Origin of the sequence: Polyangium sp. 6x1 (assembly GCF_029946515.1) — a bacterium.
Taxonomy (GTDB): Bacteria; Myxococcota_A; Polyangia; order Polyangiales; family Polyangiaceae; genus Polyangium.
In genome coordinates this window covers 76,233-89,541 of the sequence record NZ_JARZHH010000014.1, presented here as the reverse complement: position 1 = coordinate 89,541, position 13,309 = coordinate 76,233, and the positions used below count along the sequence as shown (strand labels likewise).

At 69.1% G+C, this 13,309-nt stretch carries 6 protein-coding genes; 3 read left to right on the top strand and 3 right to left on the bottom strand.

The features are described 5' to 3' along the window. Positions 1–3: 3 nt before the first annotated feature. Positions 4–2,919: an excinuclease ABC subunit UvrA gene (gene uvrA, locus QHF85_RS15970; protein WP_281328042.1), complete on the bottom strand. Its 2,916-nt coding sequence runs from the start codon at positions 2,917–2,919 to the stop codon at positions 4–6. Between the two features lie 281 nt (positions 2,920–3,200). On the opposite strand from uvrA, the gene QHF85_RS15965 reads away from it, so the two are divergent. From QHF85_RS15965 to QHF85_RS15955, 3 genes are all read left to right on the top strand, one after another. Next, complete coding sequence (locus tag QHF85_RS15965) at positions 3,201–4,730, top strand: glycosyltransferase (protein WP_281328041.1); 1,530 nt, start codon at positions 3,201–3,203, stop codon at positions 4,728–4,730. 31 nt (positions 4,731–4,761) lie between these two features. Continuing rightward, positions 4,762–6,708 carry a HEAT repeat domain-containing protein gene (locus QHF85_RS15960; protein ID WP_281328040.1) on the top strand — a complete coding sequence of 649 codons (1,947 nt, stop codon included), beginning with the start codon at positions 4,762–4,764 and terminating at the stop codon, positions 6,706–6,708. A 287-nt stretch (positions 6,709–6,995) separates the two neighbouring features. Then, positions 6,996–9,782: a hypothetical protein gene (locus tag QHF85_RS15955; protein ID WP_348652741.1), complete on the top strand. Its 2,787-nt coding sequence runs from the start codon at positions 6,996–6,998 to the stop codon at positions 9,780–9,782. A gap of 390 nt (positions 9,783–10,172) precedes the next feature. Here QHF85_RS15955 and QHF85_RS15950 read toward each other — a convergent pair whose 3' ends face one another. Together QHF85_RS15950 and QHF85_RS15945 are read right to left on the bottom strand one after the other, a co-directional pair. Continuing rightward, a complete protein-coding gene (locus tag QHF85_RS15950) occupies positions 10,173–11,492 on the bottom strand; it encodes a tetratricopeptide repeat protein (protein WP_281328038.1) in 1,320 nt (439 codons plus the stop codon). Between the two features lie 116 nt (positions 11,493–11,608). Further along, the gene (locus tag QHF85_RS15945) at positions 11,609–13,081 is read right to left on the bottom strand and encodes a hypothetical protein (protein ID WP_281328037.1); all 1,473 of its coding nucleotides are present in this window, start codon (positions 13,079–13,081) and stop codon (positions 11,609–11,611) included. Positions 13,082–13,309 lie beyond the last annotated feature (228 nt).

Sequence of the window (13,309 nt, the reverse complement as noted above, 5' to 3'; positions counted from 1 at the left end):
CGATCAGACGTGCGCCCGCGTGGACTTGCCGTTCCGCGCTTTCGCCTTGACCTGCTCGCGGCCGAAGATATCCGCCAAGAACCGCCCGGTGTGGGACTCCGGCACGCGCGCCACCGCTTCCGGCGCGCCCTCCGCAATGACGCGCCCGCCGCGCGCGCCGCCTTCGGGGCCGAGATCGAGCACCCAGTCGGCGAATTTGACGACGTCGAGGTTGTGCTCGATCACCACGACGGTGTTCCCCGCTTCGACGAGCCGGGAGAGCACGACGAGCAGGCGCCGGATGTCCTCGAAATGCAGGCCCGTCGTGGGTTCGTCGAGCACGTAGAGCGTGCGTCCGGTCTGGGTTTTTCCGAGCTCGCGGCTGAGCTTGACCCTTTGCGCCTCGCCGCCCGAGAGCGTCGTCGCGCGCTGGCCGATCTTCATGTAGCCGAGGCCCACGTCCACGAGCGTCGTCAGGATCCGCTTCAGCGCCACGTGGTGCTCGAACATCCCGAGGCATTCCTCCACGCTCGATTCGAGCACCTCGTTGATGTTCTTCCCTTTGAAGCGCACCGAGAGCGTCTGCGCGTTGTAGCGTTTTCCGCCGCAGACCTCGCAGGGCACGTAGACGTCGGCGAGGAAATGCATCTCGACCTTCACGACGCCGTCGCCGTGGCAGCTCTCGCAGCGCCCGCCCTTCACGTTGAAGCTGAATCGCCCCGAATCCCAGCCGCGCGCCCGCGCCTCGGGCAGGAGCGCGAAGACCTCGCGGATGTGGTCGAACGCCTTCGTGTACGTGCCCGGGTTCGAGCGCGGCGTCCGGCCGATGGGCTGTTGATCGATCGCGATCACCTTGTCGAGCGCGTCGAGCCCCTCGATCGAATCGTGCGCGCCCACGGGCCCCGTCGCGTCGTGCAGCGCGCGGCTCAGCGCCGGCAGGAGAATGCCATTGACGAGCGAGCTCTTGCCCGCGCCGGAGACGCCCGTCACGGCTGAAAAGACGCCGAGCGGGATCCGCGCGTCCACGTTCTTCAGGTTGTGCTCGCGCGCGCCCTTGACCTTGATCCAGCCGCTCGGCTTGCGGCGCTCGTCGGGGATCTCGATGCGGCGGCGGCCGGCGAGGTAATCGCCCGTCACGTTGCCTTTCGTTTCTTCGAGCGCCTCCGGCGTGCCGGCGAAGAGCACGCGCCCGCCCTCGTGGCCGGCGCCCGGGCCGAAATCCACGACGTGATCGGCCGCGCGGATCGTCTCCTCGTCGTGCTCGACCACGACCACCGTATTGCCGAGGTCGCGGAGGCGCCGCAGCGTCGCGATCAGCCTTTCGTTGTCGCGTTGGTGCAGGCCGATGCTCGGCTCGTCGAGCACGTACATCACGCCCGACAGCTCGCTGCCGAGCTGGCTGGCGAGCCGGATGCGCTGCGCCTCGCCGCCGGAGAGCGTCGTCGCCGAGCGATCGAGCGTCAGGTAATCGAGCCCCACGTTCATCAAGAACCCGAGCCGCGCCTCGATCTCGCGCTTCACGCCCTCCGTGATCCGGGCCTTTCCGCCGGACAGGGTGAGTTTGTCCACGAAATCGATCGCGGCGCCCACCGTCATCGACGTGATGTCGGCGATGTTCTTCGCGGCCACGATGACGGCGAGCGTCTCCGGGCGGAGGCGCTTTCCTTCGCAGGCGTCGCAGGGCATTTCCCGGAAAAACTTCCGGTAGAGATCCCGCGCCATGTCGCTCGTGGTGTCACGGAAGCGCCGCTCGAGGTTCGGGATCACGCCCTCGAACTTCATCCCGAAGGTCCCGTGGCTCTCCGAGCCCTCCTTGCCCCATTGCACCGCGATCTTCTTGCCTTCGAGCCCGTACAGGATGAGCTCGCGCTTCTTCGCGGGCAGCTTTCCGAACGGCGCGTCGAGATCCACGCCCGTCGCCTTGGCCACGGCGTCCGCGATGCGGAACGTCCAGCCCTCGCCACGCGACATCGCCGAGGCCCAGGGCGCGATTGCGCCTTCCCGCAGCGAGAGCGCAGGGTTCGGCACGATGAGGTCCGGGTCCGCTTCGAGGCGCGTGCCGAGGCCGCTGCATTTCGGGCACATGCCGAGCGGGCTATTGAACGAGAAGCTCTGCGGGCTGAGCTCGGGATAACTTTTGCCGCAGCACATGCGCGCCTGGCTGAAGGGTCGGGGTTTTTCTCCCTCGACCTCGACGAGCATCTCGCCTTTGCCCTCGCGCAGCGCGAGCTCGATGCTCTCGGCGATGCGCGGCCGGTCCTCGGCGCGCACCGTGATTCGATCGGCGACGAGCGAGATGTCGTGCCAGAGCTTCTTGTCGAGGCGGGGGAGCGGATCGAGCTTCTCCATTTTGCCGTCGACGATCACCCGGTTGAAGCCGCGCGTCGCGAGATCCTCGAAGATCTCCTTGTGCTCGCCTTTTCGGTGCACGACGAGCGGCGCGAGCAGGGTGGCGCGGGTGCCCTCGGGCAGCTCGAGCAGCGTCTCGACGATCTCGTCGACGCTCTGCGAGGCCACGGCCTTGCCGCACGTGGTGCAGCGCTGCTCGCCGGCGCGGGCGTAGAGCACGCGCAGGTAATCGTAGATCTCGGTGATCGTTCCGACGGTGGAGCGCGGATTCGAGGAGGCGCTCTTTTGCTCGATGGCGATCGTGGGCGAGAGGCCGGAGACGTGCTCGACCGAGGGGCGATCGAGCTGGCCGAGGAATTGACGGGCGTAGGCCGAGAGCGTCTCGACGTAGCGGCGCTGGCCCTCGGCATAGAGCGTGTCGAACGCGAGGCTCGACTTGCCCGAGCCGCTCGGCCCGGTGAACACCACGAGCTTGCGCTTGGGGACCTCGAGGTGCTCGATGCAGAGGTTGTGCTCGCGGGCGCCTTTCACGACGATGAAATCGGGCTCGCGGGCGGCGGGGATCTCGTTCTTCGTCCTGGTCTTGCGCATGGGCGGTGGTTTGTCCTCGGTGAATCGCGCGCGCCTCGGCGATAGCACGTTCGTCCGTCCCTGTCTTCCCGAAACGCCATGTCCGTTCGCATTCGAATACGCGTCCATGTATACCGCGTTACGAGGAACACGGTAGAATGGTGTTTTCGTGACCACCCCGGAGACTCGGGGGACCGGGAAGCGCGGTGCGTCCTGTCCTGGGTTCTGGAAGTGCGGGGGTTTGGGAGGCAAAGCTCGGCTCGTTCGAGCGAGCCCCCAGGCGCCGAAGGGGAGGGGTGACATTGGGCGCGCTCGTCTGGCTCGTGCGTATCCTCGATCTCGTGATCGTCGGGTACGTAACCGTGTTTTTCCTGCTCAACCTGCGGTTCGTCCTGGTGAGTCATCGTCGCATTCGGCGCGAGCTCACGGCCGAGCTCGTCCGGCCCGCGGCGCTCTCCGAGCGCGACGCATTCTTGCCCGTCGTCTCGCTGCTCGTGCCCGCCTACAACGAGGAGGTCACGATTGTGGAGAGCCTGAAGTCGCAGCTCCGCCTGCGATATCCGGCGTACGAGATCGTCATCTGCAACGACGGATCGAAGGACCGGACGGTCGAGGTCCTGCTTTCGTCGTTCCCGTTCGTCCCGGCGGTGCTCGAGCGGGCGAGCGGGCTCGATACGGCCGAGGTGCGCGGAATGTGGGAGTGCAGGACGGGCCTGCCCGAGAACGTCAAGCGAATGGTGCTGATCGACAAGGAGAACGGCGGCAAGGCGGACGCCCTGAATGCGAGCACGAGCGTCGCCGCCGGCGAGTTCGTGACCAGCATGGACGCCGATAGCCTGCTCGTCCCGGACGCGCTCCTGCTCGCCGTGCGCAAGGTGATGGAGTCGCCGGACGATACGGTTGCCGTGGGCGTGCAGGTCGGGCTCTCGAATGGATCGATCATCCGCGAGGGCGAGGTGAAGGAGCTCGCGCTGCCGACGAGCCTCATCGGAAAGCTGCAAATCGTGGAATACATGCGGTCCTTCGCGAAGGGGCGGACGGCCCTGTCCGAGGACAACGCCGTGCTCATTCTCTCCGGCGTTTTCGCGCTGATCCGGCGCGACGTGCTTTTCGAGGTCGGCGGCTTTCTCACGCGCCACGTTCGCTCCAGGATCTGCATCGAATACTGCACGGAAGGGGCCCACACGGTCTGCGAGGACATGGAGATCGTGGTGCGGCTCCACCGGTATCTGCTCGACAAGGGCAGGCCGGGGCGGATCGTCTGTTTGCCCTTCGCGGTCACGTGGACGGAGGCGCCCGAGAATTATCGGGATCTGGGAAAGCAACGAGCAAGGTGGTACCGGGGGCTCTGGGAGGTCATGAGTTATCACCGGGCGATGCTGTTCCGGCCGCAGTTCCGGCAGATCGGCCTCTTCGCGATGCCGTATCAGCTCGTCTTCGAGGCGCTCGCGCCGCCGATCGAGTGCGTCGGATACCTGCTGCTCGTCCTGACCGCGATCTTCGGCGCGCTCTCCGGCAAGGCATTGCTCGCGTTCCTGGGGCTCGCGATGGCGATGAATTTCTGCCTGTCGACGCTGTCGGTCGTGCTCTGCACGTTCTCGGCGCGGCCCGGGCGGGGGCTCCACGGAGCCGCGTCGCTCGTGCCGTATCCGCGGGCCTGGGACGCGGTGGTGCTCGTGCTCGTGGGGGTCTTGTCGAACCTCGGGTATCGCCAGTACCTCGTGTTCTGGCAGCTCCGCGGGCTCTACGATTTCTTGAAGGGGAAGAAGGGCTGGGACAAGTTCGGGCGCAAAGGGTTTGCTCCCGCGGCCCCCGCCCCGCAACGGGCCTGACGCCGGCATTCGAAGGGGATCGGGGGAGACGGTGAGCGTCCTTGTCTTGGTCCTGTACGTGGGGCTCGGGATCGCGGTCCTCGCGCTCGTGCCCGGAATCTCGGTGATCGGGCGCGAGGCGCTCCGGCGACGGCGCGAGCGGCGCGTGGTCGAGAGGCTCGCGGACGCGCGAAAAGTCCTTTCGAGGCTGCGCGCGGAGCCGGCCGCGCGCGTGGCGCGATCGCTCGCGCAAGGCTTCGATCGGGGCACGATCCTGGCGGCGCTGGAGCAGGCGCTCGACGAGGAGGCGCGGTGCGCGATGGTATGCGAGGAGCTCGGGCTGCGCGCGGCCTGGGAGCGCACGCTGCGCGAATCGAAATCGTGGAACGAGCGGGCCCACGCGGCGCGGATGCTCGGCAAGCTCGGATCCGCCTCGGCGAGCCCCGCGCTCGCGTCGGCGCTCGCCGATCCGCACGAGGACACGACGGTGCGGCTGGCGGCGGCCGAGGCCATTGGATCGATTCCGGACATCGCCGTCTTGCCGCACCTCTGCGCGGCGCTCGCGTCGCAGGGCGAGGGGGGCGCGAAGGTCGTGGCCGAGGCGCTCATTTCTTTCGGATCGGACGCGGTGCGGCCCCTCGTGGGGATGCTCGACGACGAGCGCGCGCAGGCGCGGACGTGGGCCGCGCGGGTGCTCGGGAAGATCGGGGATCCGGGGGCGACGCTGCCGCTCGTGGCGCAGCTCGGCGACGGCAATGCATCCGCGCGGACGGCGGCCGCGGAGGCGCTCGGTTTCATTGGCGACCCGCGGGCGACGCGGCCGCTCGTGACCGCCGTCCTCGGGGATCCGGCGAGCGCCGTGCGCGCGCGGGCCGCGGCGGCGCTCGCGCGCGTCGGTGACGAGGAGGTCGTGGGGACGCTCGTGGCCACGCTCGGCGACCCCGATCCGGAGGTGCGATCGCGCGCGGTGGACGCGCTCGCGGCGCTATCGCCGAAGGATCGATCGGCGATCGAGCGCGCGCTCTTCGATCCATGCGCCGACGTGCGGCGGAGCGCGGCGCTCGCGATGGATCGGATCGGAATGGTCTCGGCCTGGGCCGCGGCGCTCGGCGACGCGACGGGCGAGGGGCGCGCGGCGGCGCGCGCGGCGCTCGTCGCGGTGGGGCGCGCGGGTTTGTCCGAGGCGATCGTCGCGGCGGCGCGCCACGAGGCGGGCGCGGTGCGCGCGGGGGTGTTCCGGATCCTCGGGGAGATTGGTTCGTCCCGGCACGCGGCGACGCTCGGGCGGGCGCTCGACGACGCGGCCGTGGAGGCGCGGGAGAGCGCGGCGCTCGCGCTCGGGCGGATCGGCGGCGAGCAGGCGGTCGCAATGCTCGGGAGGGACAAACCCGAGGGCGTGGCGCCGGCGGCGTGGATCGTGGCGCGCGCGCTCACGGGCGTGGAGACGTGGGTCGCCGAGGCGCGGGCGTTCGTCCTGGATCCGGCCTCCGCCGCCGAGGCGCGGGCGGTCTGCGAGGGGGAGGGCGAGGCCGTGGCGCGGGCGTTCGAGGCGAAGGTGGGCCCGGTGCGCCCGGCCGAGAGCGGCCGCAGGATGGTGACGCTCTCGCGGTTCGCCATTGCGGCGCGGCGCGCGGCGCGGCTCGAAGATCGGGTGCGGGCCATTCTGGAGCTCTCCGATCGGCCTGGGCCCGAGGCGACGGCGGCGCTCGCGGAGGTCGTGGTGAGTGATCCTTCCGCGGAGGCGCGCGCGCTCGCGGCGCGGAGCCTCGCGAAGGCGGAGGAGCGGTGGCTCGCGGTACCCGCGCTCGTGCGGGCGCTGTCGGATCCGTCGCCGGAGGTGGTCTTCGAGGCGTCGCAGGCGCTCGGGCACGGGGCCGCGGGCGAGGACAAGAAGGGGAGGCGCTCCTCGGAGGGCGGCGCGCCGTCGGATCGAAATGGTGCGTCTCGACGAACGACGGGGAAACCCTACCTGGAGGAGGCCGGTGAGACCGCCGCCTGACGGGGCCGCGGCGGGGCCGTGCCTAAGCCCGCCCGCGCGCCATCCGGCCAGAGCGGGCGCAGGCGAGCCCTGGACGCTCTTCCGCGCGGCGTCGTCCATGCCATCTGAAAGTTCCTTGCTGCGGCATTCCCCGTCGTAATCGGGAACATCCTACCTTTACAGATCACAATTTGCGGGCAATCCTCTCGCTGGGTTTTTTCTTCCTGACCCATGGCGGCGTGTGTATGGCCGTCGCCACTGCCCTGGGAGGTGCCATGCGATCTGTTCTCCACGCGGCCACGCCGCTCATGCGACTGAAGTGCTTGGCCTTCTTTGGCGCCGCGCTCGGCGCGACGCTCTCGCAGACCTCGGAGGTGTCCGCTGCGTCGCCCTATACATTGTTCGAGAGCGGCCAGGTCCGTCCGATGGCGATGTCACCGAGCGGACACCTGCTCTTCGTGGCCAATACACCCGACAATCGCCTCGAGATCTTCCGGCTCACGTATAGCGGTCTCTTGGAGCATACCGGCTCCGTGCCCGTCGGACTCGAGCCCGTCGCGGTCGCCGCGCGCAGCAATAGCGAGGTATGGGTCGTCAACCACCTGTCCGACAGCGTGAGCATCGTCAATGTGCACGGGGCCGGGAGGGGCTCGGTGGTGCGCACGCTGCACGTTGGCGACGAGCCGCGCGACATCGTTTTCGCCGGGCCGAGCAAGAGCCGCGCGTTCATCACCGCGGCCCACCGCGGCCAGAATGCGCCGTTCGACCCCCAGCTCACGACGCCCGGCGTGGGCCGCGCGGACGTCTGGGTCTTCGACGCCTACAACCTCGGGAACACGATGGGCGGCACGCCGCTCAAGATCCTCAATCTGTTCGGCGACACGCCCCGCGCCCTCGCGGCCACGCCCGACGGATCGCGCGTCTATGCGGCCGTGTTCCATTCGGGCAACCGCACGACCATCGTCGACGAATCCCTGGTGCCGAACGGCGGCGAGGACGTGGGCGGCGTGCCCGGACCGAACACCAATTTCGAGGGGAAACCCGCGCCCGAGGTCGGCGTCCTCGTCAAGCACGACGGTACGGCCTGGAGGGACGTGCTCGGTCGCCCCTGGGACGACGCGGTGAATTTCTCGCTGCCCGACAAGGACGTCTTCGTCATCGACGCCAATGCGAGCCCGCCCAAGCAGTTCACGGGCTCCGCGGGGGTTTTCAAGGGCGTGGGGACGGTCCTCTTCAACATGGCCGTCAATCCCGCCAGCGGAAAGGTCTACGTCAGCAACACCGAGGCACGCAATGATCTGCGCTTCGAGGGGGACGGGCTCTTCGCCGGCGAGACCCTCCAGGGCCACCTGCACGAGAGCCGCATCACGGTGCTCGGGACCGGGACCGTCACCCCGCGGCACCTCAACAAGCACATCGATTACGACGTCCGGCCAGCGCCCCCGTCCGTGAGCCAGCGGAGCCTCGCGCAGCCGCTCGGCATGGCCGTCTCGAGCACCGGCACCAAGCTGTACGTGGCCGCGTTCGGGTCGTCGAAGATCGGCGTGTTCAATACGGCGGAGCTGGAGAACAACAGCTTCGTCCCCAGCGCGTCGAGCCACATTCCCTTGAGCGGCGGCGGACCGACGGGCATGGTCCTCGACGAGGGGCGGAGCCGCATGTACGTCCTCACGCGCTTCGACAATGCGATCTCCGTCGTGAGCCTGTCGACGCAAAAGGAGATCGCCCACATCAGGATGTACAACCCCGAGCCGAAGAGCGTCGTGGCGGGGCGGCCTTTGCTTTACGACGCGCAGCGGTCCTCCAGCAATGGCGAGGCGGCGTGCGGGAGCTGTCACATCTTCGGCGAGCAGGACGATCTCGCCTGGGATCTCGGCAATCCCGACGGCTTGGTCCTGAAAAACCCAGGGCCGTTCAAGGGACCCCTGTTCAACCTGCCGCAAGAGTTCCACCCGCTGAAGGGCCCGATGGTGACCCAGAGCCTGCGCGGCATGGCAAACCACGGCCCGATGCACTGGCGCGCCGACCGCACGGGCGGCAATGACGAGCCGAGCGCGCAGCCGGACGATGGGTCGTTCGACGAGGAAGCCGCATTCAGGAATTTCAACCCTGCGTTCGTGAGCTTGCTCGGCCGGACGGCGCAGCTCGGCGATGACGAGATGCAGGCCTTCACGGAGTTCATCCTCCAGGTCGCCTATCCGCCGAACCCGATCCGGAACCTCGACAATTCTCTGACGCCCTCGCAGCAGGCAGGCCGCAACTTCTTCCTCAATACGGTGATCCTTCCCGGGAATTTCACGTGCGGGACGTGCCATACGGTCAATCCCAACGGCAACCCATTCGATTCCGCCCCCGGGTTCTTCGGGGCCGATGGAACCTTGGGATTCGGCGGCCAGCCGCAGATCTTCAAGAACGTGCACCTGCGTGGCCAGTACCAGAAGGTCGGCATGTTCGGCTCGGCCGCCGCCTTCGGCTCGCAGCCGCCCGATCCCTTCCTGGGCGATCAGATCCGTGGCTTCGGCTTCACCCACGACGGCTCCACGCCGACGCTCTTCCAGCGCAGCGGCATCTTCGACGCAGGCACGCAAGTCCTCCCCGAGACCCTTCCCATTGTCGTCAATGTCGCTCCCGGAATCCCCACCAACGCCGCGGGCGTGCAGGCGAAGCGCGACATGGAAGCGTACCAGCTCGCCTTCGACACGAACCTCGCGCCCATCGTCGGGCAACAGGTGACGCTCACCGTAGCGAACCAGGCGTCGGCCGCTGCGCGCATCGATCTACTCTTGCAACGCGCAAACGCCCTCGAATGTGATCTCGTGGCGAAGGGGGTGTCAGGCTCCTATTCGGAGGTGGAGGTCGGTTACCTCTACATCCCGGAGCTCAATCGCTTCGTGGTCGATCAGCAGGGCATTTCGCCGATCCCCGACGCCGTATTGCGCACGATCTTCCTCGCGAACAACAGCTCGCTCACCTACACCTGCGTGCCACCGGGCTCCGGGGCGCGTATCGGCATCGATCGGGATCTCGACGGATACCTCGACGGCGACGAGATCGCCGCGGGCAGCAGCCCCGCAGATCCCACGAGCACGCCTTGAGGCCCAAGCGCCTGCGCGCGGCTTCTCGCCGAGCCTGAATCTCATCGAGGAGCGCCGCGCCGGGGCGCTGCCCCGGGCCCCGCGGGGGCTATTCGCCCCTCGACCCGAACCAGGGCCAGCCCTGGACCCTTTGGGGAAGAACTGCGCAACGCGCAGTTCTTCCCACAGGCCGGTGGTACCGCCTCGCCAGCTGAACCGGCAGCGCTGCTGTCTTGGCTGGCAGGATCGCCGCCGGTCTCGACCTGACCCGTTCGATGAACTGCGCATCGCGCAGTTCATCGACCCCGAGTCCAGCGCTTGCGCTGGTCCAGGTCCAGGAGCGGATAGCTCCTGGTGGGGCCTGGGGCAACGCCCCAGCGAAGCGCTCCCCAGATGAAACCCCGCCCGCATTCACCAGCGCACGAGCGCGCCGAGCTCGAACGTGTGCAGTGCCGCGCGCTTTTCGCCCGGAGGGCCGCGGAACGTGAGGTTGTAGAGCGGCATCACGCGCAAAAAATCGTACGGCCAGAGATCTGCACCGACGTAGGCGGCGTCCGTGACGAGGTCGAGGATCTGGAAGGCGGCTGGGAATCGTTCGGCCTCGGCGCCGTGCGCATATCCGGCCCGGAGCGCGAGCCAGGGCAGGAGCGTGCGGCCCGCCGAGAGCGAGAATGCGTGCACGAGACGGCCTTCGCTTGCGCCCCGCGGATCCTCGACGCGGACGTGCGTGAGCCAGTATGTCGCGTCGAGCCGCAGCTCGTCGCCGATTACGACGCCGAGCGCGGGGCTCGCCCCGTGTGTCTCTATGCCGCCTGTATACCGACGATACGTGTATGAAAGACCGCTCGTGAGCCAGGGGCGGATCGGCGCTGTGCCGTGCGCGCGGAGGCGGAGGATTGGGACGCTCTCCGCCGGCGCGCCGAATGCGGCTTCGCCGCCCAGGGAAAACCCGTGCCCGAAGAGCCACGTGGCCCGGGCGCCCCAGGTCGCGCCATAGGCCCACCCGCCCGACGCCGAGGACGGGCGCCCTCCTTGCTCGGTCTCGACGCCGAGGAGGAGCCTGCGCCACGCCTGCGAGGCCTCGACCTCGACCTGCCCGAGCGTCGGCATGGGCGCGGGGAAGACGAGCACGCGCGTGGTGACGCGCGCATATCCCGTGGAGAGCCTTCGCGCGAGCGCCCGGAGCTCAGTGTTGCCTCCGGACGCGACGTACGCTCGGTTCGCGAGCGCATGTGCCGTCGTGAGGTCGCCCCGCGCGTATTCGAGCCGCGCGCGACAAGCGAGCAGGGCAGGGGTGTCCTTGCGCGGTGCGGCGTCGAGCGTCGCCTCGGCCTCGTCCCAGAGGCCCTGCCAGGTGAGCACGTCGAAGAGGCCCGTGCGGACGTCGTCGTCGCTCGGGTGGCGCGAGAGGACGTCCCGATACGCGGCCGCTGCGCGCGCGTGGTGCCCCTCCCAGGCGTCCAGACGCGCGAGCCCGGTCCGCGCCTCGTCGTCCTTCGGATCGCGCGCGAGGAGCGCCTCGTAGCGCCGCCGCGCCGCGGGTCGATCCCCGCCGTACGCGGCGCGCCTCGCCTCGTCGAGCAGCGCGTCGCGATTCTCGCTGAGCACCTCGCCGCCGTGGCGCGGAGGCGCCGCCGTGCAGGACACAAGCAGGAGCAGGAGGGTCGCCCAGCGAGGGCCCGCGAGCGCGCGGCGGCCCAGGCACTCGGCCTGTGCACGGTGGCTGCGCACGGGCCGAGCCTCGCACATGGATGCGCGACGCGCACGCGGCGGGCGCGAGCTCGACGCGCAGGATCACGGCGCGGTTGTCCGGGACGCGGGGACGCGCAAGCGCGCGGAGGTTTGGCTCAGTGGAAGCGGTAGCCGACGCCGATGGGCAGGGCGATGGCGAAGCCGTCCCACGTCTTGAGGAACGTGGGCCACGCGCTCACGACGAGCGATCCCGTCGTGAGGCTCTTGCCCTTGCCGAACTCGGCGAGCGTGTAGGAGACCTCGGCCGCGGCGCCGAACGAGAAGCCGAAGCCGGTCTCGTTTTCCGCGGGGATCGTGCGGCTGAGCTGCAGCTCCACCTCGTCGGTGCCGTTGAGGTCGGACCACTCGCTCGGGACCTCGCCGCGCGCGCCGTTGATGGTCGCGTTCTGTCCGCCGAACCCGACGACGAGCGTGCCGCCGACCCAGAGGCGATCGTTCACGCGCACGGAGAGCGCGGGGCCGACGAGGAGCGAGTAGCCGCCCGTGACGAGGTAGCTGCCGAAGAAGCGGCCGCCGACGTGCATCTTCTCGCTGACCGCGTACCCGACGAACACCTGGCCGCCGACGGGCACGCCGATCGCAGGATCGACCGTGGCGTAACAAGCGCTCGAATCACAAGCTTTGTACTCGGCCGCCTCGCCGCCGAGCGGGTAGGTGATGCGATACTCGTAGGTGAGGGCCGAGAGCGCGTCCACGCTGCCGCCGCCGAGGAAGAGCTGCCCGCCGCCGAACGCGCCGACGTCCACGACGAGGCGCTTCGCGCGATGGATCGGACCCTTGCCGTCGTCGGGCTCCTCGGGTTTTTCCTTCGGGTTCGTATCAACCGCGCCCCCGCCGTTCGTCTTCGTGTCGCTCGGCGTGGTCGTCCCGCCCGTTTGCGCCGCCGCGCCGGTGTCCCCGCCGGCGGGTTTGTCCGGGGCCTTGTCGGGCGTGGCCGCGGCGCTCCCGTCCTCGACGAGGGCCGGGACGACGACGCTCTTGCGCTCGGCTTGCTTCAGGCTGAGCGTGGTCTCCCAGGGCTTGTGGCCAGGCGCGCTGGCCACGATCTTGTGCTCGCCGGGATCCACGGGGCGACCCTTGCCGAGCGCGCCGAGATCGATCTTCTGTCCGTCGATCGCGATCTCGATGCCGGGCGTGTTCGTCGCGACGGACACGGTCACGCGCGGCAGCTTCGGCTCGATTGCTTTGCTGTTCCCGCGCGCGCGCGCCTCGACGTCCGCGCGGCCGGCCTTGCGTGCGTCGGCCTCGGCGTCGAGCATCTCGCCCCACGCGGTCGCGAGCTTGCCTTGTTTCTCGTGGCAGAGCGCGAGATCGAGCAGCGTCGCGGGGCTCGGCGAGAGCTTGTACGACTCGGCGATCTTGGGGCATGCCTCGTCGTACTTCTTCTCCGTGACGAGCTTCTTGCCCTCCTTGAGCAGCGCCTCGGCGTCGGCGGCGTCGGCCATCGCGAGAGGCGCGAGGCTCGCCGTGACGAGGGCCGAAAGGAAGAGGCCAAGGCGCGCGCTCCGCGAAGCGCCGCGGCCGTCGCGGGGGACATGCACGTGGTTCGGCTTGTCTGTCTGGGTCATCGCAATGGTCCGAAGGCGGGAGCCCGGATAAGGAAAGCTACGAGCGTAGCGGGCTGGAAATCAATTTTTTCCTTTGTCCGTGACGCATCGACCGCATCGCGGTCGATGCGCCTGAGGTCCAGGGCTGTGCCCTGGTTCGGGTCCAGGGGCGAAGAGCCCCGGGGTTTGGGGCTACGCTCGGCTTGCCGAGCGTAGCCCCATCGTCGACCAGACGGGCCTGGGGTGAAA